The 23,548-nt window shown below is 54.0% G+C and carries 21 protein-coding genes; 12 read left to right on the top strand and 9 right to left on the bottom strand.

Annotation, left to right across the window (positions count from 1 at the left end):
• Nucleotides 1–11: 11 nt before the first annotated feature.
• The 7 genes from ppiD to bolA all read right to left on the bottom strand — a co-directional run bounded on the left by ppiD (nt 12) and on the right by bolA (nt 9,346).
• Nucleotides 12–1,883 carry a peptidylprolyl isomerase gene (gene ppiD / locus ACZ6J2_RS13190; protein ID WP_223605248.1) on the bottom strand — a complete coding sequence of 624 codons (1,872 nt, stop codon included), beginning with the start codon at nt 1,881–1,883 and terminating at the stop codon, nt 12–14.
• A 212-nt stretch (nt 1,884–2,095) separates the two neighbouring features.
• The gene (gene hupB, locus ACZ6J2_RS13185; protein WP_002444653.1) at nt 2,096–2,368 is read right to left on the bottom strand and encodes a nucleoid-associated protein HU-beta; all 273 of its coding nucleotides are present in this window, start codon (nt 2,366–2,368) and stop codon (nt 2,096–2,098) included.
• 210 nt (nt 2,369–2,578) lie between these two features.
• Entirely contained in the window at nt 2,579–4,933 is a 2,355-nt protein-coding gene (lon, locus tag ACZ6J2_RS13180) for an endopeptidase La (protein ID WP_023334706.1), read from the bottom strand.
• 182 nt (nt 4,934–5,115) lie between these two features.
• Nucleotides 5,116–6,390, bottom strand: coding sequence for an ATP-dependent protease ATP-binding subunit ClpX (gene clpX, locus ACZ6J2_RS13175; protein ID WP_023310570.1), 1,275 nt, complete (start codon nt 6,388–6,390; stop codon nt 5,116–5,118).
• 126 nt (nt 6,391–6,516) lie between these two features.
• A complete protein-coding gene (gene clpP / locus ACZ6J2_RS13170; protein WP_010428105.1) occupies nt 6,517–7,140 on the bottom strand; it encodes an ATP-dependent Clp endopeptidase proteolytic subunit ClpP in 624 nt (207 codons plus the stop codon).
• Between the two features lie 259 nt (nt 7,141–7,399).
• A complete protein-coding gene (gene tig / locus ACZ6J2_RS13165; RefSeq protein ID WP_471725908.1) occupies nt 7,400–8,698 on the bottom strand; it encodes a trigger factor in 1,299 nt (432 codons plus the stop codon).
• Between the two features lie 330 nt (nt 8,699–9,028).
• On the bottom strand, nt 9,029–9,346 hold the full coding sequence (gene bolA, locus ACZ6J2_RS13160; protein WP_021241655.1) for a transcriptional regulator BolA: 318 nt from the start codon (nt 9,344–9,346) through the stop codon (nt 9,029–9,031).
• A gap of 305 nt (nt 9,347–9,651) precedes the next feature.
• Here bolA and ACZ6J2_RS13155 point away from each other — a divergent pair, with 305 nt between their 5' ends.
• The 8 genes from ACZ6J2_RS13155 (at nt 9,652) to ACZ6J2_RS13120 (ending at nt 18,524) form a co-directional block, all read left to right on the top strand.
• Nucleotides 9,652–10,230 carry a lipoprotein gene (locus ACZ6J2_RS13155; RefSeq protein ID WP_023310568.1) on the top strand — a complete coding sequence of 193 codons (579 nt, stop codon included), beginning with the start codon at nt 9,652–9,654 and terminating at the stop codon, nt 10,228–10,230.
• Nucleotides 10,231–10,276: 46 nt separating this feature from the next.
• Nucleotides 10,277–11,752: a muropeptide MFS transporter AmpG gene (ampG, locus tag ACZ6J2_RS13150; protein ID WP_471725907.1), complete on the top strand. Its 1,476-nt coding sequence runs from the start codon at nt 10,277–10,279 to the stop codon at nt 11,750–11,752.
• Between the two features lie 477 nt (nt 11,753–12,229).
• Entirely contained in the window at nt 12,230–13,177 is a 948-nt protein-coding gene (gene cyoA / locus ACZ6J2_RS13145; RefSeq protein WP_014882770.1) for a cytochrome o ubiquinol oxidase subunit II, read from the top strand.
• Nucleotides 13,178–13,193: 16 nt separating this feature from the next.
• Nucleotides 13,194–15,185 carry a cytochrome o ubiquinol oxidase subunit I gene (gene cyoB, locus ACZ6J2_RS13140; RefSeq protein ID WP_014168864.1) on the top strand — a complete coding sequence of 664 codons (1,992 nt, stop codon included), beginning with the start codon at nt 13,194–13,196 and terminating at the stop codon, nt 15,183–15,185.
• A complete protein-coding gene (locus ACZ6J2_RS13135) occupies nt 15,175–15,789 on the top strand; it encodes a cytochrome o ubiquinol oxidase subunit III (RefSeq protein ID WP_023334703.1) in 615 nt (204 codons plus the stop codon). The genes cyoB and ACZ6J2_RS13135 overlap by 11 nt, the downstream gene beginning before the upstream one ends.
• A complete protein-coding gene (locus ACZ6J2_RS13130) occupies nt 15,789–16,115 on the top strand; it encodes a cytochrome o ubiquinol oxidase subunit IV (RefSeq protein WP_006176899.1) in 327 nt (108 codons plus the stop codon). Before ACZ6J2_RS13135 ends, ACZ6J2_RS13130 begins: the two co-directional genes overlap by 1 nt.
• An 11-nt stretch (nt 16,116–16,126) precedes the next feature.
• On the top strand, nt 16,127–17,014 hold the full coding sequence (cyoE, locus tag ACZ6J2_RS13125) for a heme o synthase (protein ID WP_013095848.1): 888 nt from the start codon (nt 16,127–16,129) through the stop codon (nt 17,012–17,014).
• A 148-nt stretch (nt 17,015–17,162) separates the two neighbouring features.
• Nucleotides 17,163–18,524 (top strand): MFS transporter, encoded by a 1,362-nt coding sequence (locus ACZ6J2_RS13120; protein WP_045887932.1) that lies wholly within the window; start codon nt 17,163–17,165, stop codon nt 18,522–18,524.
• A 30-nt stretch (nt 18,525–18,554) separates the two neighbouring features.
• Here ACZ6J2_RS13120 and ACZ6J2_RS13115 read toward each other — a convergent pair whose 3' ends face one another.
• A complete protein-coding gene (locus ACZ6J2_RS13115) occupies nt 18,555–19,046 on the bottom strand; it encodes a YajQ family cyclic di-GMP-binding protein (protein ID WP_033144770.1) in 492 nt (163 codons plus the stop codon).
• A gap of 121 nt (nt 19,047–19,167) precedes the next feature.
• Between ACZ6J2_RS13115 and panE the strand changes: the two genes are divergently transcribed.
• Both panE and yajL read left to right on the top strand, forming a co-directional pair.
• Nucleotides 19,168–20,079: a 2-dehydropantoate 2-reductase gene (gene panE / locus ACZ6J2_RS13110; protein ID WP_471725906.1), complete on the top strand. Its 912-nt coding sequence runs from the start codon at nt 19,168–19,170 to the stop codon at nt 20,077–20,079.
• Nucleotides 20,042–20,635 carry a protein deglycase YajL gene (yajL, locus tag ACZ6J2_RS13105; protein ID WP_471725905.1) on the top strand — a complete coding sequence of 198 codons (594 nt, stop codon included), beginning with the start codon at nt 20,042–20,044 and terminating at the stop codon, nt 20,633–20,635. The genes panE and yajL overlap by 38 nt, the downstream gene beginning before the upstream one ends.
• A 127-nt stretch (nt 20,636–20,762) precedes the next feature.
• On the opposite strand, the gene thiI is transcribed toward yajL, so the two are convergent.
• The gene (gene thiI, locus ACZ6J2_RS13100; RefSeq protein WP_048978945.1) at nt 20,763–22,211 is read right to left on the bottom strand and encodes a tRNA uracil 4-sulfurtransferase ThiI; all 1,449 of its coding nucleotides are present in this window, start codon (nt 22,209–22,211) and stop codon (nt 20,763–20,765) included.
• 191 nt (nt 22,212–22,402) lie between these two features.
• Here thiI and xseB point away from each other — a divergent pair, with 191 nt between their 5' ends.
• Together xseB and ispA are read left to right on the top strand one after the other, a co-directional pair.
• The gene (xseB, locus tag ACZ6J2_RS13095) at nt 22,403–22,645 is read left to right on the top strand and encodes an exodeoxyribonuclease VII small subunit (protein WP_008503331.1); all 243 of its coding nucleotides are present in this window, start codon (nt 22,403–22,405) and stop codon (nt 22,643–22,645) included.
• The gene (gene ispA, locus ACZ6J2_RS13090) at nt 22,646–23,545 is read left to right on the top strand and encodes a (2E,6E)-farnesyl diphosphate synthase (RefSeq protein ID WP_318591749.1); all 900 of its coding nucleotides are present in this window, start codon (nt 22,646–22,648) and stop codon (nt 23,543–23,545) included.
• The last annotated feature ends 3 nt before the right edge of the window (nt 23,546–23,548 follow it).

Raw genomic sequence — 23,548 nt, 5'->3', positions numbered from 1 at the left:
CAGACACGTAATTACTGCTGCTGAGTCATTACATCACCCAGCTTGATTTTGGCTTCTTTACGCAGGTTACTCATCATAGCTTCGAAGGCAATCTGGGCATTGTTCTGGGTAATTCCCTGAACCATCGCTTTCTTCTGCGCTTCTGGCAGGGTGCCGGCTTTCACTTCATCCAACGCCAGCAGAACGACGTTGCCCTGCGTATCGGTGGTGGTACCGAAGCTTGGCTTGTCCTTGGCAGGCAGAGTCAGACCAAACGCGGCCTGGCTGATTGGGTCCTGACCGGTACGGCTCAGCGTTTTCGCTTCACCGAAGCTCAGTCCAGCCGCTTTCAGCGCGTCTTCTTTACCCGCTTTCAGATCGGACAGAATCTTCTCAGCATCCAGTTTCGCCTGCTGTTCCGCTTTGTTGTGCTTAACCTGAGCGATAACCTGATCCTTCACTTCCGCCAGCGGTTTGACCGCTTCTGGCTTGTGTTCGCTGACGCGCAACACAAACGCACGATCGCCGTCGACGGTAATGATGTCAGAGTTACTGCCCGGCGTGCCGTTCTCGCCCACCAGACCGCCGTTGAAGATAGCATCAGAAACCGGTTTGAAGTTCAGCTCTTCCGGCAGGTTGTCACGACCAAACCAGCCCGTCTCAACCGCCTTCACGCCCGCCGCCTGCTCTGCACCTGCCAGAGATTCGTTGTCGTTGCTGGCAGCATCGCTCACCTTCTGCTGCAGCGCGTAGTAGGCATCCAGCGCTTTTTCCTGTTTCACTTTCGCCGCGATATCATCGCGAACGTCAGCCAGCGGCTTGGTTTTCGCCGCGGTGATGTCGTCCAGACGCACGACCAGGAAACCAACTGAAGACTTAATGACGCCTGAAAGCTGGCCTTTCTCTTTCAGACCGGCATTTTTCAGCTCGTCCGGCGTGGTCGCGTCTTCCAGCCAGCCCATATCACCGCCGTTTTTCGCAGAGATAATGTCGGTGGATTTCGCTTTCGCAACGGTCGCGAAATCAGCGCCTTTGTTCAGCTCATCCAGCGCCGCTTTAGCATCGGCCTCAGTTTTCGTCTGAATCACGCTGTAGCGGTTACGCTGCGGCTGAGTGAACTGATCCTGATGCTGATCGTAGTAAGACTGGATTTCAGCATCAGACGCGGTTTCCTGCAGCGCGGCCGCATCCAGCTTGATGTAGCTCACGCGGAACTGCTCTGGAGAAACAAAGGAATTCTTGTTCTGCTCGTAGTAAGCGTTGACGTCAGCGTCGCTCACCTGCTGTTTCGCCGCCAGGGCGTTCACATCAATGGTCGCTTCACGTACAACACGCTGCTGCGCCACCAGCGCGGCCAGTTCGTCCGTTTCACCTTTGAGCATGAAATCGGTGCCCACGACGGCATTGATGAGCTGCTGGGTGGTCAGCTGGTTACGCAGCGCCTGAGCGTACTGGTCGGCCGTCATCCCCATTTGATTGACGATGCTGTTGTAGCGCGCGTTGTCGAATTTACCGTTAGACTGGAAGGCTTGCGTGGAGAAGATGGCTTTTTTCACCTGCTCATCGCTGATGCCAAGGCCCAGTTTTTTGGCATACTGATCAAGCAGCGCTTCGTCGATAAGACGGTTCAGTGTCTGTTGGCGCAGGGTCTTCATGTACCCTTCGTTCGCCGCCAGTTCAGAGAATTGGTCGCCCAGCTGTTGCTGCATACGGTTACGTTCACCGGCAAAAGCATTCTCGAACTGACCACGGCTGATTTCCTGGCCATTCACTTTTGCGGCATAGTTTGCGCCACCGCCAATAAGGTAACTGCTCACGCCGGTCAATATGAACGACACGATAATGATACCGAAAATAATCTTGAGCACGAGACTGTTAGCAGCCGTGCGTAAGCTGTCCATCATGGTGTAACAACACTCCGCTGTAGGTGACTGGTTACCTGACGCTGACGGAAAATCCTGCCCGTCGCGCGTGAAGGCGTATTGTGACAAGAAAACGGGGCGATTGTCAGCCCACAACTCGCATAAACTCGCACAAATCAGGTCTGGACAAACAAAAAAGGCACATCAAATGATGCGCCCTTGTACTTTCCGGCTTCCCTGAAACGGGAAAGCAATCAGTTTACTGCGTCTTTCAGCGCTTTACCTGCACGGAAACCCGGCACTTTAGCAGCAGCAATGGTGATCTCTTTACCGGTCTGAGGGTTGCGGCCAGTACGGGCAGCACGCTCTTTAACAGCAAAAGTACCGAAGCCTACCAGTGCAACGTCGTCCCCAGCCTGCAGAGATTCAGTAACAGAAGCAATTAAGGCATCTAACGCACGTCCAGCTGCAGCTTTAGAAATATCAGCACCAGCAGCAATTTTGTCAATCAGTTGAGATTTATTCACTGTTCTCTTCCTCTCTTTATAATTTATATCGCGCCTGAATCCTTCACAACGCGACCGCGCAGCAGTTATATCAGGCCTGCCATGACCTTACAACACCCGTTGTTGATGGCTGACCTAATCAGCAATCTAAATTAGCTATACAAAAAAAGGCTGGCAAGTGCGAAATGACTTACCAGCCTTGTTTTTATTGACGCTCTTTGCGCGAGGTCACTATTTTGCGGTTACAACCTGCATTCCGGAGGGTTCATTCTGCAATGCGAGACTGAGAACTTCCTCAATTCGCTTCACAGGATGGATCTGCAGGTCGGCAATCACGTTATCCGGAATCTCTTCCAGATCGCGTTTATTTTCGTAAGGGATCAATACGGTTTTGATCCCACCGCGGTGTGCCGCCAGCAGTTTTTCTTTTAAACCACCAATCGGCAGAACCTGACCACGCAGCGTAATTTCACCGGTCATTGCCACATCGGCACGCACCGGGTTACCTGTCAGGCAGGAAACCAGAGCGGTACACATAGCAATACCCGCGCTTGGGCCATCTTTCGGCGTCGCCCCTTCCGGAACGTGCACGTGAATGTCGCGTTTTTCGTAGAAATCAGGGTTGATACCCAGTTTCTCCGCGCGCGCGCGCACCACGGTCAGCGCAGCCTGGATGGATTCCTGCATCACTTCACCCAGCGAGCCGGTGTAGGTCAGCTTGCCTTTGCCCGGGACACAGGCGGTTTCGATGGTCAGCAGATCGCCGCCCACTTCCGTCCATGCGAGGCCGGTCACCTGGCCAACGCGGTTTTCGTTGTCCGCGCGACCGTAGTCGAAGCGCTGAACGCCGAGATAGGCATGCAGATTGTCGCCGTTAATCACAATGTGTTTCAGGCTCTTATCCAGCAGCAGCTGTTTCACCGCTTTACGACACAGTTTAGAGATTTCACGCTCAAGGCTACGCACGCCCGCTTCACGGGTGTAGTAGCGAATGATGCCGATAATCGCGCTGTCCTCTACGGTCAGCTCGTTGGCTTTCAGTGCGTTACGCTCAATCTGTTTCGGCAGCAGGTGCTGCTTAGCGATGTTCAGCTTCTCATCTTCGGTATAACCGGAGAGACGGATCACTTCCATACGGTCCAGCAGCGGGGCCGGAATGTTCATGGAGTTGGAGGTCGCCACGAACATCACATCGCTCAGGTCGTAGTCCACTTCCAGGTAGTGATCGCTGAACGCCACGTTTTGTTCTGGATCAAGCACTTCCAGCAGCGCAGACGCAGGGTCGCCACGCATGTCCGACGACATCTTGTCGATCTCATCGAGCAGGAACAGCGGGTTTTTAACCCCCACTTTCGCCATCTTCTGGATCAGTTTACCCGGCATAGAACCGATGTAGGTACGGCGGTGACCCCGGATTTCCGCTTCATCACGTACGCCACCCAGCGCCATGCGGATATACTTACGTCCGGTCGCTTTGGCGATGGACTGACCCAGAGAGGTTTTACCTACCCCCGGCGGTCCTACCAGGCACAGAATTGGGCCCTTGATTTTGTTTACACGGCTTTGTACCGCGAGGTACTCAAGAATGCGGTCTTTCACGCGTTCCAGGCCGTAGTGGTCGGTATCCAGGATTTCCTGCGCCTGACGCAGGTCTTTTTTGACCTTGCTGCGGGCGTTCCACGGAACCTGCACCATCCACTCAATGTAGCCGCGTACAACGGTCGCTTCAGCCGACATTGGAGACATCATTTTCAGCTTCTGCAGTTCTGCTTCAGCCTTCTCTTTCGCCTCTTTCGGCATCTTCGCCGCGTCGATCTTACGCTTCAGCGCTTCGTTTTCGTCCGGCGCGTCATCCATCTCGCCCAGTTCTTTCTGAATGGCCTTCATTTGCTCATTCAGATAGTACTCGCGCTGAGATTTCTCCATCTGCTTTTTGACGCGGTTGCGAATACGTTTCTCAACCTGCAGCAGATCGATTTCAGACTCCATCATCGCCATCAGGTATTCCAGACGTTCGTTAACGTCGGACATTTCCAGCACGGACTGTTTGTCAGCCAGCTTCAGCGGCATATGTGCAGCGATGGTGTCCGCCAGACGCGCAGGATCGTCGATGCTGTTCAGCGACGTCAGCACTTCTGGTGGAATTTTCTTGTTCAGCTTGATATAGCCTTCAAACTGGCTAATCGCGGTGCGAACCAGCACTTCCTGTTCGCGCTCATCAAGCTCAGGCGAATCAAGGTACTCTGCCTTTGCAGAGAAGTGCTCGCCGTCGTCTGACAAAGTGGTAATACGCGCACGCTGCAGGCCTTCTACCAGCACCTTCACGGTGCCGTCAGGCAGCTTCAGCATCTGCAAAATAGAGGCCACGGTCCCGACGGTGAAAAGATCGTTTACACCCGGCTCATCCGTTGATGCTTCTTTCTGCGCTACCAGCATGATTTTTTTATCATGATCCATGGCGGCTTCGAGGCAACGGATAGATTTTTCCCGCCCTACAAATAAGGGTATGACCATGTGCGGATAAACCACCACATCGCGCAACGGCAATACGGGGATTTCAATGCGTTCAGAACGCTCAGGATTCATAGAGCTCTCTCTTAGTTAGTGTCCGCCAGGTAAGCTGGTCATGTCACTGTGCTTCACATAACCATTAACATGTATCCAGTATATGGGGATGTTTCCCACACATTCAACGCTATGAATACGGAAAAAGTAAAGGGGAGATAAAATCCCCCCTTTTTGATTAACTGCTTGTATGATTTGGTTAATTATTCGCCAGATGCCTGCTGCGCTTCCGGTTTGCCGTAAATCAGCAGCGGCTTGGTTTGGCCGCTAATGACGGACTCGTCAATCACCACTTTCTCAACGTCTTCCATCGACGGAAGATCGTACATGGTGTCGAGCAGTGCCGCTTCAACAATTGAACGCAGACCACGGGCACCGGTTTTACGGACCATCGCTTTCTTGGCAATAGCATCCAGCGCTTCGTCGCGGAATTCCAGATCAACGCCTTCCAGGTTGAACAGCGCCTGATACTGCTTGGTCAGCGCATTTTTCGGCTCTTTCAGGATCTGGATCAGCGCGTCTTCGCTCAGCTCATTCAGCGTTGCCACAACCGGCAGACGGCCGATGAATTCAGGGATCAGACCGAATTTGATCAAATCTTCCGGTTCAACCTGAGACAGCAGTTCGCCTTCGTTTGGTTTTTCGGACGTCGATTTCACCGTTGCGCCAAAACCAATGCCGGAGCCGGTTTCAACACGGTGGGAGATGACTTTGTCCAGACCAGCAAACGCGCCACCACAGATGAACAGGATCTTAGAGGTATCAACCTGCAGGAACTCCTGCTGCGGATGTTTACGACCACCCTGTGGCGGAACGGCAGCAACCGTACCTTCAATCAGCTTCAGCAGTGCCTGCTGTACGCCTTCACCCGATACGTCACGGGTAATGGACGGGTTGTCAGATTTACGGGAGATCTTGTCGATCTCATCGATGTACACAATCCCGCGCTGGGCTTTCTGTACGTCGTAATCGCACTTCTGCAGCAGTTTCTGAATGATGTTTTCGACGTCCTCACCCACATAACCGGCCTCGGTCAGGGTGGTGGCATCCGCCATCGTGAACGGAACATCAAGCAGGCGTGCCAGGGTTTCAGCCAGCAGCGTTTTACCGGAACCGGTTGGGCCGATCAGCAGAATGTTACTTTTACCCAGTTCTACGCCATTGCTGGTGTCGCCGTTACGCAGACGTTTGTAGTGGTTATAGACCGCTACCGCCAGCACTTTCTTGGCCTGCTCCTGTCCGATGACGTAGTCGTCAAGGTGATGACGAATTTCATGCGGCGTTGGCAGCGCGCTGCGCTCACGGTGCGGTGCGACTTCTTTAATCTCTTCGCGAATGATGTCGTTACATAAATCGACACATTCGTCGCAGATATACACGGACGGCCCGGCAATCAGTTTACGCACTTCATGCTGGCTTTTGCCGCAAAAAGAGCAGTACAGCAGTTTGCCCGAACCATCTTTGCGTTTATCTGTCATGAGTCCAAACCTCTTTTTAAGTTCTTTGTGCCGCACATGACGACGCAAATGCCATTCTAAGACGCAAGCTGCAATCAGCAGCGTGCCGCCCTACCTTAGTATAGCGGCACACTCGCGTCGCGGGCATCAATTACGATGGGTCAACACGGAGTCGACTAAGCCGTACTCAACTGCCTCTGGAGCAGAGAGGAAGCGATCGCGCTCGGTATCTCGCTCGATCTGCTCGAGTGGTTGACCCGTATGCTGCGCCATAAGTTCATTCATGCGCGCTTTTACCTTCAGAATTTCGCGGGCGTGGATTTCGATATCCGTCGCCTGCCCCTGGTAACCGCCCAGCGGCTGGTGAATCATCACGCGGGAATTTGGCAAGCAGAAACGCTTACCTTTCGCCCCTGCTGTTAACAGGAACGCGCCCATAGATGCAGCCTGACCCATACAGATAGTGCTTACATCAGGCTTGATGAATTGCATGGTGTCATAAATGGACATTCCTGCTGTAATCACCCCACCCGGGGAGTTAATGTACAGGTAAATGTCTTTTTCCGGGTTTTCCGCTTCCAGAAACAGCATCTGCGCCACGATCAGGTTAGCCATGTGGTCTTCCACCTGGCCGGTCAGAAAGATAACGCGTTCCTTGAGCAGACGGGAATAGATATCAAAAGAACGCTCACCACGTGAGGTCTGTTCAATAACCATTGGCACCAGAGCCATATGGGGTGCAAAGTTATCTCGTTCGCCACTGTATGACATTTCCGTCTCCTGGATCAAAATTGAAAACACCTGCTGTACTGATTGTAACCTTACGGACGGATTATCAGCCAGTCTCATTCATCATGATTACGTACTTATGGGGTTCACAGTGCCCTATTTCAAGCATAACAACCTTTTGTTGTTACGCTAACACCGAAAGGGCGTTTTAGCACTCTTCCTGGGCTATCGCTGCGATAAAAAAACCCGCTGCCGCAAGGCAACGGGTTTTCTGTTCAAACTTTAAACCGTTGGGGCGAAATTACGCCTGCTGGTTCATCAGTTCGTTGAAAGAGGTCGCTTTTTCGGTCACTTTCGCTTTCGCCAGTACCGCTTCAACAGCCTGCTCTTCCAGGGCAACGTTGCGCATGTTGTCCATCAGCTCTTTGTTCTTACCGTAGAACTCGATCACTTCTGATGGATCTTCGTATGCAGAAGCCATCTCTTCGATCAGGCCCTTCACACGCTCTTCGTCAGCTTTCAGCTCGTGGGTACGAATCACTTCGCCCAGCAGCAGGCCAACAACAACGCGGCGTTTCGCTTGCTCTTCGAACAGCTCGCGAGGCAATTCCATCGCTTGCTGCTGGTTGCCACCGAAACGCTGTGCAGCCTGACGGCGCAGAACGTCGATTTCGCTGTCGATCAGGGCCGCTGGAACGTCGATTTCGTTGGCTTTCACCAGACCTTCGATCGCCTGAGATTTCACGCGGTTACGCACCGCGCCGTTCAGTTCGCGTTCCATGTTCTTACGTACTTCGGTACGCAGACCCGCTACGGAACCATCTTCCACGCCGAAACGCTTGATGAATTCTACAGTCAGTTCTGGCAGTTCGCGCTCTTCAACTTTCTTCAGGTTGATAGCGAACTTCGCTGCTTTCCCTTTCAGGTTTTCAGCGTGGTATTCTTCCGGGAAGGTCACGTCGATGGTGAACTCTTCGCCAGCCTTGTGGCCTTTGATACCGTCTTCGAAGCCTGGGATCATACGACCCTGGCCCATCGCCAGTACGAAGTCAGACGCTTTACCGCCTTCGAACTCTTCGCCGTCTACAGAACCGGTGAAGTCGATGGTGACACGATCTTCAGCGTCAACAGCGCCTTCTTTCTCTTTCCAGTTCGCCTGCTGCTTGCGCAGGGTATCCAGCATGCCGTCAACGTCTTCGTCAGTCACGGAAACAACTGGTTTTTCAACTTCGATAGATTCCAGACCTTTCAGCTCAACTTCCGGGTACACTTCGAACTCAACAGAGTAAGTGAAGTCTTCGCCCAGTTTGTATTCGCCTGGAACGTAGTTAGGCGCGCCGGCCGGATTGATTTTTTCTTTGATGATCGCATCAATAAAGTTACGGCTCATCAGTTCACCCAGCACATCCTGACGCACGGAAGCGCCATAACGCTGAGCAACAACATTCATTGGTACTTTGCCCTTGCGGAAGCCGTCAATACGTACTTTTTTTGCTACGTTGACCAGCTCGCTTTTCACAGCAGTTTCGATGCTGTCAGCAGCGATAGTAATCGTTACACGGCGGCCAAGGCCTTGAGTGGTTTCAACTGAAACTTGCATCTTGTTACCTCAAAAAAATCACAGTGCTCGGTCAACTCTGAATCTGTCTGTTATACCGGGATGCTCTCTTAGTGCAGATTCACATTCCCTGTCGCCAGAATCATCCCGAAGACATTCAATAAGACGCGGCATTATAGCGGCATCACTTAGGTGAGTCGAGAACGGTTGGGGCATGTTGCTGCGGCTTTTTTCACACTTTAAGGCTATTTTTAGTCTTAAAATCGCTCCATTCGCTCAAAACTCAGACAAAACAAAACGGCCCGGAGGCCGTTTTGAGGAAATCTGTAAGCAACATACTGGAAAAGCTCCAGCCGTTGCAAATCCGATTTATCAGGCGATAGTGCCTGCACCGCGACAGGGCGGCGATGCGAAAACCGTATCCTGCAGGCCTTCCCATTCCTTAATGGTGTAGGTATGCAGTGCCAGCGCATGCACGGTCGTGGAGAGCTCTTCCGTCAAGGTGCTGTAGATCAAGCGGTGTCGATTCAGGAAACGTTCTCCCGTGAAGCGATCGCTAACCAGAACCACTTTAAAGTGGCTTTCAGAACCTGCCGGCACGTTATGACGATAGCTTTCGTCGACGACTTCGAGGAACACAGGGTTGAACGCTGCCCTTAATTTATCTTCTATATGCTCACGTATCATCATGAAATTACTCCTCCGACAACGCCAGGATGTCACCCATCCCTTTAAATGTTAGCCGCTTTTACCGTTTCCATTACACCTTGACAACAAATATTTAGCTTTCGTCTGATTTTCTCATTCAAACGAATGAAGTTCACTGTGAGACTCATACGTTTTGTCATACACGGATTGGGAAAAAGGGTGATCTGGTCAGTTTTCGGACAAGGCGATGAATTTACATGCGTTGACCACTTCCCCTCGCCGTTGGCGATGTTATGATGGCGGCAATTTTTCTCTTTATATGCTTACGATTCGTTGAGAACCCGAAAATGTTAAAAAAACTCTTCTTTCCGTTGGTAGCCCTTTTTATGCTGGCAGGCTGTGCTACCCCGCCTACCACCATTGATGTCTCACCAAAAATCACCCTGCCTCAGCAGGATCCAAGCCTGATGGGCGTCACCGTGAGCATTAACGGTGCCGATCAGCGTCAGGATCAGGCGCTGGCTAAAGTGACCCGCGATAACCAGCAGGTTACCCTCACCGCGTCCCGCGACCTGCGCTTCCTGCTCCAGGAAGTGCTGGAGAAACAGATGACCGCTCGCGGCTACATGATTGGCCCAAGCGGCGCGGTCGATCTGCAGATCATCGTCAACAACCTGTACGCTGACGTGTCTCAGGGCAACGTGCGCTACAACATTGCCACCAAAGCGGATATCGCCATCATTGCCACCGCGAAGAATGGCAACAAGATGACCAAAAACTACCGCGCCAGCTACTCTGTTGAAGGTGCCTTCCAGGCTTCTAACCAGAACATTGCTAACGCCGTGAACAGCGTGCTGACCGATACCATCGCCGATATGGCGCAGGACACCAGCATTCACGACTTCATCAAGCAGAACGCGCGTTAATCCCGCTCTCTGACCCGGTGTATCACCGGGTCAGTTTTATAAGAACATGTCCAGCCACTACTTACGCATTTTCCAGCAACCGAAATCAGCGATCCTGCTGATCCTCGGCTTCGCCTCGGGTTTACCCCTCGCACTCACTTCCGGCACGCTTCAGGCGTGGATGACGGTTGAGAACATCGATCTTAAAACCATTGGTTTCTTCTCGCTTGTCGGCCAGGCCTATGTCTTTAAGTTTCTGTGGTCTCCGGTCATGGATCGCTACACGCCGCCTTTCCTCGGACGTCGACGCGGCTGGCTAGTGATGACGCAGATCCTGCTGCTGCTGGCTATTGCGGCAATGGGGTTTCTTGAACCCACCACCCAGCTTCGCTGGATGGCAGCGCTTGCGGTGGTGATTGCCTTCTGTTCCGCCTCTCAGGATATCGTGTTCGACGCCTGGAAGACGGACGTGTTACCTGCTGAAGAGCGCGGCGCTGGTGCAGCAATCAGCGTGCTGGGCTATCGCCTCGGGATGCTGGTCTCCGGCGGGCTGGCGCTGTGGCTGGCCGACCGTTACCTCGGCTGGCAGGGCATGTACTGGCTGATGGCCGCCCTGCTGATCCCCTGCATCATCGCGACGCTGTTCGCGCCCGAACCGAGTGACGTTATTCCGGTTCCCCGCTCGCTGGAGCAGGCCGTCGCCGAACCGCTCCGTGACTTCTTTGGCCGCAACAACGCCTGGCTGATCCTGCTGCTCATCGTCCTTTATAAGCTGGGTGATGCCTTTGCCATGAGCCTCACCACCACCTTCCTGATCCGGGGCGTCGGTTTTGACGCCGGTGAAGTGGGTGTGGTGAATAAAACGCTGGGGCTGTTTGCGACCATCGTCGGCGCGCTTTATGGCGGCGTGCTGATGCAGCGCCTGACGCTGTTTCGCGCGCTGCTGATTTTCGGCATCCTTCAGGGCGCCTCTAACGCAGGCTACTGGCTGCTGTCGATTACCGACAAACATACGATCAGCATGGCCGCGGCGGTGTTCTTCGAAAACCTCTGCGGCGGCATGGGAACAGCGGCGTTTGTCGCCCTGCTGATGACCCTGTGCAACAAGTCGTTTTCCGCCACCCAGTTCGCTCTGCTCTCGGCGCTCTCCGCCGTTGGCCGCGTGTACGTTGGCCCGATTGCCGGCTGGTTCGTGGAAGCCCACGGCTGGCCAACATTTTATCTCTTCTCGGTCGTGGCTGCCGTGCCGGGGATTTTATTGCTGCTGGTCTGCCGTCAGACGCTGGAATATACCCAGCGGACAGAACATTTTATGCCGCGCACCGAATATCGCCGCGCCTACCGTTTTGCGCTACGTCTGTTAATGGCGGGCTGCATTTCTCTGGCGCTCTGGCTTGTGGTGCTTATTATCAATGCCAGCACCTCTCTGGAACTCCCTTTCGAAGCCCTTCTGCTGGACGCAGGCGCCCTGCTGGCTATCGCCGGGATCCTGATCGGAGGTCTGCTTGATTTCATGGCGTTGCGTAAAACGCAGATGACCTGAAGAAAAATGCGAAAGGTTATTTCCCGTTGTAATCACTAACTGAAATTATAACGGCGAAATAGCCGCCAGGCGCAAAAAAAATATTTGTTGTTTTGTGCGGGATAGGATTTGGAAATTATTGGCTCCCATTCCAAAACGCTATTTTTCATTAAACGATTCAGCATACGAGAGTTTGATTTTTCGTTTTTCAGATGTCTTTTTATTGATAATTAATTGTTAATTTTTTGTTTATTTTCAACAATGGTTATACCAATTGCCCCTTTTAGGGTATGCTTGGGGGTCCTTTCGTTATAAAGCCCATGCCGTGCGGCTTCGGTCATAAAAACCGACATAATTTGCAACACTTGTGACACGTGCGGCAGAACCCGGTAACACCTTCCTGACACAGGCCTAATGATGTTTACAGTAATGTAACCTTCCCGTAAAATGCCCGCACACTTTAAACGCCACCAGACTCCGTGGAATTGAGGTCGTTAAATGAGACTCGGGAAATACAATAAAAGTTTGGGATGGTTGTCATTATTCGCGGGCACTGTATTACTCAGTGGCTGCGATTCTGCACTACTAGACCCCAAAGGACAGATTGGACTGGAACAACGTTCACTGATATTGACGGCTTTTGGCCTGATGTTGATTGTGGTTATTCCTGCCATTTTGATGGCTGTTGGTTTCGCCTGGAAGTATCGTGCGAGCAATAAAGATGCGAAGTATAGCCCTAACTGGTCACACTCCAATAAAGTGGAAGCTGTGGTCTGGACGGTTCCTATTCTGATCATCCTGTTCCTTGCCGTACTGACCTGGAAAACCACTCACGCACTTGAGCCAAGCAAACCGCTGGTTCACGATGAGAAACCTATTACCATTGAAGTGGTCTCCATGGACTGGAAATGGTTCTTCATCTATCCAGAGCAGGGTATTGCTACCGTGAATGAAATCGCCTTCCCGGCGAACACTCCGGTTCAGTTCAAAGTGACCTCCAACTCCGTAATGAACTCCTTCTTCATCCCACGTCTGGGTAGCCAGATTTACGCGATGGCCGGTATGCAGACCAACCTGCATCTGATCGCGAATGAAGCAGGCACCTATGATGGTATCTCCGCCAGCTATAGCGGCCCGGGCTTCTCAGGTATGAAGTTCAAAGCTATTGCGACGCCAGACCGTGCCGCTTTCGACCAGTGGGTTGAAAAAGCGAAGCAGTCTCCAAACACCATGTCTGACATGGCGGCGTTCGAAAAAGTGGCTGCACCTAGCGAATACAACAAGGTGGAGTACTTCTCTAATGTGAAACCAGATTTGTTCAAAGACGTTATTGGCAAATTTATGGATCACGGCAAGAGCATGGACATGACCCAGCCTGAAGGCGAGCACAGCGCGCACGAAGGTATGGAAGGCATGGACATGAGCCACGCGGAAACCGCTCACTAAGGGGCCGAGGAAGAAAATGTTCGGAAAATTGACACTGGATGCAGTGCCCTACCATGAACCGATTATCGTGGTTACGGTGGCTGCAATTATCATTGGTGGCGCGGCCTTACTGGCCCTGATCACTTACTTCGGTAAGTGGAGCTACCTGTGGAACGAGTGGCTGACTTCGGTTGACCACAAAAAACTCGGTATCATGTACTGCATCGTCGGTATCGTCATGTTAATTCGTGGCTTTGCGGATGCGATCATGATGCGTAGCCAGCAGGCACTCGCTTCTGCGGGTGAAGCCGGCTTCCTGCCACCGCACCACTACGATCAGATCTTTACCGCCCACGGCGTTATCATGATCTTCTTCGTGGCGATGCCGCTGGTTATCGGTCTGATGAACGTTGTCGTTCCGCTGCAAATCGGCGCGCGCGACGTGGCGTTCCCGTTCCTGAACAACCTGAGCTTCTGGTTCACGGTTGTCGGCGTTATCCTGGTTAACCTGTCACTGGGTGTGGGCGAATTCGCGCAGACCGGCTGGCTGGCTTACCCGCCGCTGTCAGGAATTGAGTACAGTCCGGGCGTTGGCGTCGACTACTGGATTTGGGCGCTTCAGCTCTCCGGTGTCGGTACTACCCTGACCGGTATCAACTTCTTCGTGACCATTATCAAGATGCGTGCCCCTGGCATGACCATGTTCAAGATGCCGGTATTTACCTGGGCATCTCTGTGCGCCAACATCCTGATTATTGCCTCCTTCCCAATTCTGACCGTCACCATCGCGCTGCTGACCCTGGACCGCTACCTGGGCACCCATTTCTTCACGAATGATATGGGTGGCAACATGATGATGTACATCAACCTGATTTGGGCCTGGGGTCACCCGGAAGTGTACATTCTGGTTCTGCCTGTGTTCGGTGTGTTCTCCGAAATCGCGGCAACCTTCTCGCGTAAACGTCTGTTTGGTTACACCTCTCTGGTGTGGGCAACCGTGTGTATTACCGTTCTGTCGTTCATCGTTTGGCTGCACCACTTCTTCACCATGGGTGCGGGCGCGAACGTAAACGCCTTCTTCGGTATTACCACCATGATTATCGCCATCCCTACCGGGGTGAAGATCTTCAACTGGCTGTTCACCATGTACCAGGGCCGTATCGTGTTCCACTCAGCGATGCTGTGGACCATCGGCTTCATCGTGACCTTCTCCGTAGGTGGGATGACCGGCGTACTGCTGGCGGTACCAGGTGCTGACTTCGTTCTGCACAACAGCCTGTTCCTGATTGCGCACTTCCATAACGTTATCATCGGTGGCGTGGTCTTCGGCTGCTTCGCTGGCGTAACCTACTGGTGGCCAAAAGCGTTCGGCTTCACGCTGAACGAAAAATGGGGTAAACGCGCGTTCTGGTTCTGGATCATCGGCTTCTTCGTGGCATTTATGCCGCTGTACGTGCTGGGCTTCATGGGTATGACCCGTCGTCTGAGCCAGCAGATCGATCCGCAGTTCCACCCAATGCTGATGGTTGCAGCGGGCGGCGCCGTGCTGATTGCCTGCGGTATCGCGTCTCAGCTGATTCAGTTCTACGTGTCTATTCGCGACCGCGACCAGAACCGTGACCTGACCGGTGACCCATGGGGTGGCCGTACGCTGGAGTGGGCGACCTCTTCTCCACCTCCTTTCTATAACTTTGCCATCGTGCCGCAGGTTCATGAACGCGACGCATTCTGGGAAATGAAAGAGAAAGGTGAAGCGTACAAGCAACCAGCTCATTACGAAGAGATCCACATGCCGAAAAACAGCGGTGCGGGCATTGTGATTGCCGCCTTCGCAACGGTATTTGGTTTCGCAATGATCTGGCACATCTGGTGGATGGCGATTGTTGGCTTCGCCGGCATCGTAATCAGCTGGATTGTGAAGAGCTTTGACGAGGACGTGGACTACTACGTACCAGTCCGTGAAGTTGAGAAGCTGGAAAATCAGCATTTCGACGAGATTTCTAAAGCGGGGCTGAAAAATGGCAACTGATACTCTGGCGCACTCAACTGCCCACGCGCATGAACATGCGCACCACGATACAGGACCGACCAAAGTCTTCGGTTTCTGGATCTACCTGATGAGCGACTGCATTCTGTTCTGCTGTCTGTTCGCGACCTATGCCGTTCTGGTGAACGGCACGGCGGGCGGCCCGGCTGGCAAGGACATCTTTGAACTGCCGTTCGTTCTGGTTGAAACCGCACTGCTGTTATTCAGCTCCATCACCTACGGCATGGCGGCTATCGCCATGTACAAAAACAACAAGAGCCAGGTTGTGTCCTGGCTGGCGTTGACCTGGCTGTTTGGTGCTGGATTTATCGGGATGGAAATCTATGAATTCCATCACCTGATTCTGGAAGGTTTCGGTCCGGATCGCAGTGGCTTCCTGTCAGCGTTCTTCGCGCTGGTCGGTACCCACGGTCTGCACGTGACCTCTGGTCTGATCTGGATGGCGGTACTGATGTTCCAGGTATCCCGTCGCGGCCTGACCAGCACTAACCGTACCCGTATCATGTGCCTGAGCCTGTTCTGGCACTTCCTGGACGTGGTGTGGATCTGTGTGTTCTCTGTTGTATATCTGATGGGGGCGATGTAATGAGTCATTCAAACGATCATGGCGCTTCCCACGGTAGCGTAAAAACCTACATGACAGGTTTCATCCTGTCGATCATCCTGACGGTGATCCCGTTCTGGATGGTGATGAGCGGTTCTGCGTCTAAACCGGTTATTCTGGGTGCAATCCTGGTGACCGCGGTGATTCAGATTCTGGTGCATCTGGTTTGCTTCCTGCACATGAACACCAAGTCCGATGAAGGCTGGAATATGACCGCCTTTATCTTTACCGTGATTATCATCGCTATCCTGGTAGTCGGTTCCATCTGGATTATGTGGAACCTCAACTACAACATGATGGTTCACTAAGAGCGGCGAGTATGTTTAAGCAATACCTGCAAGTAACGAAACCAGGCATCATCTTTGGCAACCTGATCTCCGTGATCGGAGGGTTCCTGCTGGCCTCTAAGGGCAGCATTGATTACACCCTCTTTATCTACACGCTGGTCGGTGTGTCACTGGTTGTTGCGTCCGGTTGTGTATTTAACAACTACATCGACATGGATATCGACAAGAAGATGGAAAGGACCAAAAATCGGGTGCTGGTGAAAGGCCTGATCGCCCCTTCCGTCTCGCTGGTGTACGCCACCTTGCTGGGTATTGCTGGCTTTATGCTGCTGTGGTTTGGTGCTAACCCGCTGGCCTGCTGGCTGGGGGTGATGGGGTTCGTGGTGTATGTGGGCGTCTACAGCCTGTATATGAAACGCCACTCCGTCTACGGCACGCTGATTGGTTCTCTCTCCGGCGCTGCGCCGCCGGTGATTGGCTACTGCGCGGTCACGAACGAGTTCGACAGCGGTGCGCTGATCCTGCTGGCTATCTTTAGCCTGTGGCAGATGCCGCACTCCTATGCCATCGCGATTTTCCGCTTTAAGGATTATCAGGCGGCGAACATCCCGGTTCTGCCGGTCGTGAAAGGCATTTCTGTTGCCAAGAACCACATCACGCTGTACATCATCGCCTTTGCCGTGGCAACGCTGATGCTCTCTCTGGGTGGTTACGCCGGGTATAAATATCTGGCTGTAGCGGCCGCGGTGAGCGTCTGGTGGCTCGGTATGGCGCTGCGCGGTTACAAAGTGGAAGATGACAAAGTCTGGGCGCGCAAACTGTTTGTGTTCTCGATTGTGGCCATCACCTCGCTGTCCGTGATGATGTCCGTGGACTTCATGGTGCCAGATTCACACAACCTGCTGACTTACGTCTGGTAAGCCAAACAGGTCAATAAAAGGGTGCTTCGGCACCCTTTTTTATTCACTGAATCTACTAATAACGCATGTAATATTTGTTAAATAACCCTTTATTTACCCCGCCCCTTCCCCGCACTACACTATGGCCTGCTTTTGAACTGAGGTGGTAATGAACGATTATAAAATGACGCCAGGTGAGCTACGCGCGACCTGGGGCTTAGGGACTGTCTTCTCGCTACGGATGCTTGGCATGTTTATGGTCCTGCCTGTTCTGACCACGTACGGTATGGCGCTGCAGGGGGCCAGCGAGGCGCTGATTGGACTCGCGATCGGCATCTACGGTCTGGCGCAGGCGGTTTTCCAGATCCCGTTTGGCCTGCTCTCTGATCGGGTGGGCCGAAAGCCGCTGATCGTCGGCGGGCTGCTGGTCTTTGTGCTCGGAAGCGTGATTGCCGCCCTCTCCCACTCCATCTGGGGGATTATTCTCGGCCGCGCCCTGCAGGGTTCAGGCGCGATTGCCGCCGCGGTGATGGCGCTGCTGTCAGACTTAACCCGTGAGCAGAACCGTACCAAAGCAATGGCGTTCATCGGCGTGAGCTTTGGCGTGACCTTTGCGATTGCGATGGTGCTGGGCCCCATCATTACGCACACGCTGGGTCTGCACGCCCTGTTCTGGATGATTGCCGTGCTGGCGACCATCGGTATTGCCTTAACCCTGTGGGTCGTGCCGGACAGCAAAAACCACGTTCTGAACCGCGAATCAGGGATGGTAAAAGGCTGCTTCAGCAAAGTGATTGTCGAGCCGCGCCTGCTGAAGCTCAATTTTGGCATTATGTGCCTGCATATCCTGCTGATGTCGACCTTTGTCGCCCTGCCCGGCCAGCTTGCCGCAGCGGGTTTCCCGGCGGCTGAGCACTGGAAAATCTATCTGGTCACGATGCTGATTTCGTTTGTCTCCGTCGTGCCGTTCATCATCTACGCCGAAGTGAAGCGCAAAATGAAGCGCGTCTTCGTGGGCTGCGTGGCGGTCCTGCTGATTGCCGAAATTGTGCTCTGGGGTGCCGGCCCGCACTTCTGGGAGCTGATTGCAGGCGTGCAGCTTTTCTTCCTGGCCTTTAATCTGATGGAAGCGCTGCTGCCGTCTCTGATCAGCAAAGAGTCCCCCGCCGGCTACAAAGGCACGGCGATGGGCATCTACTCCACCAGCCAGTTTCTCGGCGTGGCGATCGGCGGCTCGCTCGGCGGCTGGGTGGACGGCCTGTTTGATTCACAAACCGTGTTTCTCGCCGGTGCGCTATTGGCGACAGTCTGGCTGCTGGTCGCCAGCACCATGAAAGAGCCGCGCTACGTGAGCAGCCTGCGCGTGGAAATCCCGGATGATGTGGAAATCAGCGATGTGCTTAAGCAGCGTCTGGAAGCCAAAGAGGGTGTAACAGAGGTGCTCATCGTCCCGGAAGAGCGCAGCGCTTACGTCAAAATAGACAGTAAAATGACCAACCGCTTCGAGGTCGAGCAGGCGCTCAAAGCGTAAAAAAAGCCCGGTTAAACCGGGCTTTTTATATTAATCGCGGAAGTTTTTAAACTGGAACGGTTGCCCCAGATCGCCGCCGCGCACCAGCGCCATTACGGACTGGAGGTCATCGCGGGACTTACCGGTCACGCGAATTTCTTCGCCCTGGATCTGCGCCTGCACCTTCAGCTTGCTGTCTTTAATAAGCTTAACGATCTTCTTCTGCACCGCGCTCTCGATGCCCTGCTTCAGCCTGGCTTCAACAAACCAGTTTTTACCGCTGTGCACAAACTCTTCCGGCACGTCCAGAGACGTCCCTTCGATGCCGCGCTTTAACAGCTTGGCGCGCAGAATGTCGAGCAGCTGATTCACCTGAAAATCAGACTCGCTCAGCACCTTAATGGTCTTATTTGCGTCGTTCAGCTCAAACGACGCCTCAACGCCACGAAAATCGAAACGTGACTCAACTTCGCGGGTTGCGTTCTCAACGCCGTTGCGAACTTCCTGGATATCAACTTCGGAAACAATATCGAAAGATGGCATCTTTTCTTCTCCCTTCACTTTTGTTGCGTTGCATAATACCCGCTACGAGGCATAACTCAACAGAAGCTTAGCTGTATAATTAAGCTGTAACACCTGGCGCAGTTGCAGGTGAGGAGGAACAATGAAAATTACGGTGCTCGGATGCGGAGCGCTTGGTCAGCTATGGCTGACCGCGTTGTGCAAGCACGGACATGAGGTTCAGGGCTGGCTGCGCGTGCCCCAGCCCTATTGCAGTGTAAACCTGATAGGTGAAGACGGAAGCATCTTTAACGAATCCCTCACCGCGAACGATCCTGATTTCCTGGCGCAAAGCGATCTTTTACTGGTGACGCTCAAAGCGTGGCAGGTCTCAGACGCGGTAAAGACACTGGCCGCGCAGCTCCCCCCCACTTCGCCCATACTGCTGCTGCATAACGGCATGGGGACCCTTGATGAGCTGAAAAACGTCCCGCAGCCCCTGCTGATGGCGACGACCACGCACGCTGCGCGTCGCGACGGCAACATCATCGTGCATGTCGCCAGCGGCGTGACGCACATCGGGCCCGCCAGAACTCAGGATGGCGACTACAGCTATCTTGCCGATGTGCTGCAGAAGGTGCTGCCGGACGTGGCCTGGCACAACAACATCCGCCCTCAGTTGTGGCGCAAGCTGGCGGTAAATTGCGTGATCAATCCGCTGACGGCGCTGTGGAACTGCCCGAACGGGGAGCTGAAAAATCATCCGCAGGACGTTGCGATTTTGTGTGCGGAAGTCGCGGCAGTCGTTGAGCGGGAAGGCCTGCATACCTCGGCCGACGATTTACGCTGCTATGTCGAGCAGGTCATCGAGAGCACGGCAGAAAATATCTCCTCGATGTTGCAGGATGTTCGGGCATTACGCCACACGGAGATCGACTACATTACCGGCTATCTGCTAAAACGCGCCCGCGCGCACGGTATTTCCGTGCCGGAAAACGCCCGTCTGTATGACCTGGTTAAACGTAAGGAGAGTGAATATGAGCGCGTCAGCACTGATCTGTCTCGCCCCTGGTAGCGAAGAGATGGAAGCGGTCACCACCATTGATTTGATGGTGCGCGGCGGCATTAAGGTTACCACCGCCAGCGTCGCCAGCGACGGTAATCTGGCAATTACCTGCTCGCGCGGGGTGAAAATCCTCGCGGATGCCCCCCTCGTTCAGGTGGCTGACGGCGATTACGACATCATCGTGCTGCCCGGCGGCTTAAAAGGCGCGGAATGTTTTCGCGACAGCCCGCTGCTGGTCGAGACCGTGCGTCAGTTTCATTTATCCGGCCGCATCGTCGCAGCAATCTGTGCCGCTGCCGGAACGGTTCTGATTCCGCACGATATCTTCCCCATCGGCAATATGACAGGCTTCCCGGGGATGAAGGATACGATCCCGGAAGAGCATTGGGTGGATAAACGCGTCGTCTGGGATCCGCGCGTCAACCTGCTGACCAGCCAGGGGCCAGGCACCGCGATTGATTTTGGCTTAAAGATTATTGACCTGCTGGTCGGGCGCGAGAAAGCGTACGAAGTGGCATCGTCGCTGGTGATGCCTGCGGGGATTTATAATTACTATGAAGAGTAGTGCATAAAAAAAGCCGGGTGGCGGCTACGCCTTACCCGGCCTACACGTGCTCATCTATCTTTTCTCCCTCTCCCCGTGGGAGAGGGCCGGGGAGTGCGGCCTTCAGGCCGCACTCCCCGGCAAAAAGCTACGGGCGATACACCTTCACGTTCGCAAAGCCCTGCTCGCGCAGGTACAGCGCCTGCAGGCGACTCATCACCCCGCGCTCGCACCACAGCAGATACGTTTTGCTCTGGTCGAGATCGCCAAACTTGGTGCTCAGCTTATAGAACGGCAGAGAAACCACGTCGACGCCTTCAACCTGCAGCGGCTTGTCATCCTGCTCGTCAATAGAGCGGATATCCAGAATCGCATCGTTAGCACCAAAACCGCTCACGGTTTCAACTTCAACGACTTCCTGCTCGGTCTGCTGGGCAATCTCGCGGATGTCGATGTTGGAGGCTTCCTCCACCACTTTTTCCAGAATGCTGAAATCGAAGTTCTCTTCTTCCGCTTCGATCTTCGCCTTCACCGCCTTCACCGTTGGGCTTTTTGAGATCACGCCGCAGTATTCCGGCATGGTGCGGGCAAAATCTTCGGTACCGATTTCGCGTGCCAGGTCGATGATGTGCTCTTTATCGTGGGAGATCAGCGGGCGCAGGATCAGGGTATCAGACACGTTGTCGATCAGACGCAGGTTGGTCAGCGTCTGGCTGGATACCTGGCCCAGCGCTTCACCGGTGACCAGCGCCTGCACGCCGTAGCGCTCGGCAACTTTGGACGCCGCACGCACCATCATGCGCTTCAGCACCACGCCCATCTGGCCGTCGTCCACTTTTTCGAGGATTTCGCCGACCACGGGTTCGAAGTTGATCGCCACGAAACGCACGCGGTGGGAGCTGCCGAAGCGGTTCCACAGGTAATGCGCGACCTGACGAACGCCGATTTCGTGCGCCGCGCCGCCCAGGTTGAAGAAGCAGTAGTGCACGCGGCAGCCGCGACGCATCAGCATATAGCTGGAGACGCCGGAGTCGAAGCCGCCGGAGATCAGGGACAATACGTCTTCCTGGGTGCCAATCGGGAAGCCGCCGATACCTTCATAGCGCCCTTTCACCAGCAGCAGGCGATCGTTTTCGATCTCCAGGTTCACGGTCACGTCCGGGTTGGTCAGACGAACGCGCGCCGTTTCAACGTGCTGGTTCAAACCGCCGCCGACGTAACGTTCCACTTCAATGGAGCTGAACTCGTGCTTGCCGCGACGCTTCACGCGCACGCAGAAGGTTTTGCCTTCGATCTGGTCGCGGTACTGGACCAGCGCTTTCTCGAAGATGTCGTGCATATCGCTGAACGGAACATCTTCCACTTCCAGGATATGGTGGATCCCCGGAATACGGGTCAGCGCGTCGCGAATATCCTGACGTTTGTTTTCGTCTTTGGCGCGCACTTCAACGTGGTCCCAGTGGCGCACCACGGCGAGGGTTTCGTCGTAGTGCTTTAATACGTTACGAATGTTCCCGGTGAGAATTTTAATAAAGCGCAAACGCACAGATTGGCTTTTGATGGTGATTTCAGGGAACAATTTAATGATAAACTTCATGGCGGCAATGTTTCTTAGGCAAGCGTATTAAGGCTTGTAATGGAAAAGAGTACAGCAGCCCACACCCGTGGCTGCATCCAGGCGCGCAAGTATACCACCATCGCGCCGCTCCTGTGCACATTGCGCGTTATTTGATAATTGCCCTGAGTCCGTTACCATGTCGGGGCTGAGAATATAAGAGTCAATTCACTATGCCGAAGAAGAACGACGCACCGGCCAGTTTCGAAACTGCGCTGAGTGAACTGGAGCAAATCGTTACCCGTCTTGAGAGCGGCGATCTCCCGCTGGAAGAGGCGCTCAATGAATTCGAGCGTGGCGTGCAGCTGGCGCGCCAGGGGCAGGTCAAACTGCAGCAGGCCGAGCAGCGCGTGCAGATCCTGCTTTCCGACAGCGAAGACGCGAAAACCACGCCTTTTACACCGGACGCCGAGTAAATGGATTTTGCCAACGAGCTTCAGGCGCGTGTCGTACGCGCCAACGACGCCCTGCGCCGTTTTATTGCGCCACAGCCTTTTCAGAACACTCCTCTGGTTGAAGCCATGCACTATGGCGCACTCTTGGGTGGAAAGCGCCTGCGCCCGTTCCTGGTCTACGCCACAGGCAATATGTTTGGCATCAGCGATAACACGCTGGACGCCCCGGCAGCCGCCGTGGAGTGTATCCACGCCTACTCGCTGATCCACGACGATCTCCCGGCCATGGACGACGACGATTTGCGTCGGGGTCAACCCACCTGCCATATCAAGTTTGGCGAGGCGAATGCCATTCTGGCGGGTGATGCCCTGCAAACGCTGGCATTCTCGATTTTGAGCGATGCGCCGATGGCGGAAGTAGCTGACCGCGACCGCCTGGCGATGATCTCCGAACTGGCAACGGCCAGCGGCGTGGCCGGCATGTGCGGTGGACAGGCGCTGGATCTTGAAGCGGAAGGACGTCAGGTTAATCTGGAACAGCTGGAGCGTATTCATCGCCATAAAACCGGGGCGTTGATTCGTTCCGCCGTTCGCCTGGGCGCGCTGAGCGCGGGTGAACAAGGGCGCAAAGCCCTGCCGATTCTGGACAGATACGCAGAAAGTATCGGTCTGGCGTTCCAGGTTCAGGATGACATTCTGGATGTGGTGGGCGATACTGCAACATTGGGTAAACGTCAGGGTGCGGACCAGCAGCTTGGCAAAAGTACCTACCCCGCCCTGCTGGGTCTTGAGCAAGCCCAACGTAAAGCCCGGGATCTGATTGACGATGCCCGCCAGTCGCTAAATGAACTGGCCGCGCAATCGCTGGATACCTCGGCACTGGAAGCGCTAGCGGACTATATAATCCAGCGTGATAAATAAACT

Source organism: Enterobacter sp. E14S (assembly GCF_055666685.1).
Note: the sequence above shows the minus strand (reverse complement) of the source record. Positions and strands in the feature narration are given on the sequence as shown.

What these genes read in the sequence shown, in the direction of transcription:
- xseB (WP_008503331.1), top strand. Translation starts at nt 22,403, where the DNA reads ATGCCGAAGAAGAACGACGCACCGGCCAGTTTCGAAACTGCGCTGAGT.
- clpX (WP_023310570.1), bottom strand. Translation starts at nt 6,390, where the DNA reads ATGACAGATAAACGCAAAGATGGTTCGGGCAAACTGCTGTACTGCTCT.
- ampG (WP_471725907.1), top strand. Translation starts at nt 10,277, where the DNA reads ATGTCCAGCCACTACTTACGCATTTTCCAGCAACCGAAATCAGCGATC.
- ACZ6J2_RS13155 (WP_023310568.1), top strand. Translation starts at nt 9,652, where the DNA reads ATGTTAAAAAAACTCTTCTTTCCGTTGGTAGCCCTTTTTATGCTGGCA.
- panE (WP_471725906.1), top strand. Translation starts at nt 19,168, where the DNA reads ATGAAAATTACGGTGCTCGGATGCGGAGCGCTTGGTCAGCTATGGCTG.
- cyoA (WP_014882770.1), top strand. Translation starts at nt 12,230, where the DNA reads ATGAGACTCGGGAAATACAATAAAAGTTTGGGATGGTTGTCATTATTC.
- yajL (WP_471725905.1), top strand. Translation starts at nt 20,042, where the DNA reads ATGAGCGCGTCAGCACTGATCTGTCTCGCCCCTGGTAGCGAAGAGATG.
- ACZ6J2_RS13120 (WP_045887932.1), top strand. Translation starts at nt 17,163, where the DNA reads ATGAACGATTATAAAATGACGCCAGGTGAGCTACGCGCGACCTGGGGC.
- cyoB (WP_014168864.1), top strand. Translation starts at nt 13,194, where the DNA reads ATGTTCGGAAAATTGACACTGGATGCAGTGCCCTACCATGAACCGATT.
- cyoE (WP_013095848.1), top strand. Translation starts at nt 16,127, where the DNA reads ATGTTTAAGCAATACCTGCAAGTAACGAAACCAGGCATCATCTTTGGC.
- thiI (WP_048978945.1), bottom strand. Translation starts at nt 22,211, where the DNA reads ATGAAGTTTATCATTAAATTGTTCCCTGAAATCACCATCAAAAGCCAA.
- ispA (WP_318591749.1), top strand. Translation starts at nt 22,646, where the DNA reads ATGGATTTTGCCAACGAGCTTCAGGCGCGTGTCGTACGCGCCAACGAC.
- ACZ6J2_RS13135 (WP_023334703.1), top strand. Translation starts at nt 15,175, where the DNA reads ATGGCAACTGATACTCTGGCGCACTCAACTGCCCACGCGCATGAACAT.
- clpP (WP_010428105.1), bottom strand. Translation starts at nt 7,140, where the DNA reads ATGTCATACAGTGGCGAACGAGATAACTTTGCACCCCATATGGCTCTG.
- ppiD (WP_223605248.1), bottom strand. Translation starts at nt 1,883, where the DNA reads ATGATGGACAGCTTACGCACGGCTGCTAACAGTCTCGTGCTCAAGATT.
- ACZ6J2_RS13115 (WP_033144770.1), bottom strand. Translation starts at nt 19,046, where the DNA reads ATGCCATCTTTCGATATTGTTTCCGAAGTTGATATCCAGGAAGTTCGC.
- tig (WP_471725908.1), bottom strand. Translation starts at nt 8,698, where the DNA reads ATGCAAGTTTCAGTTGAAACCACTCAAGGCCTTGGCCGCCGTGTAACG.
- ACZ6J2_RS13130 (WP_006176899.1), top strand. Translation starts at nt 15,789, where the DNA reads ATGAGTCATTCAAACGATCATGGCGCTTCCCACGGTAGCGTAAAAACC.
- bolA (WP_021241655.1), bottom strand. Translation starts at nt 9,346, where the DNA reads ATGATGATACGTGAGCATATAGAAGATAAATTAAGGGCAGCGTTCAAC.
- lon (WP_023334706.1), bottom strand. Translation starts at nt 4,933, where the DNA reads ATGAATCCTGAGCGTTCTGAACGCATTGAAATCCCCGTATTGCCGTTG.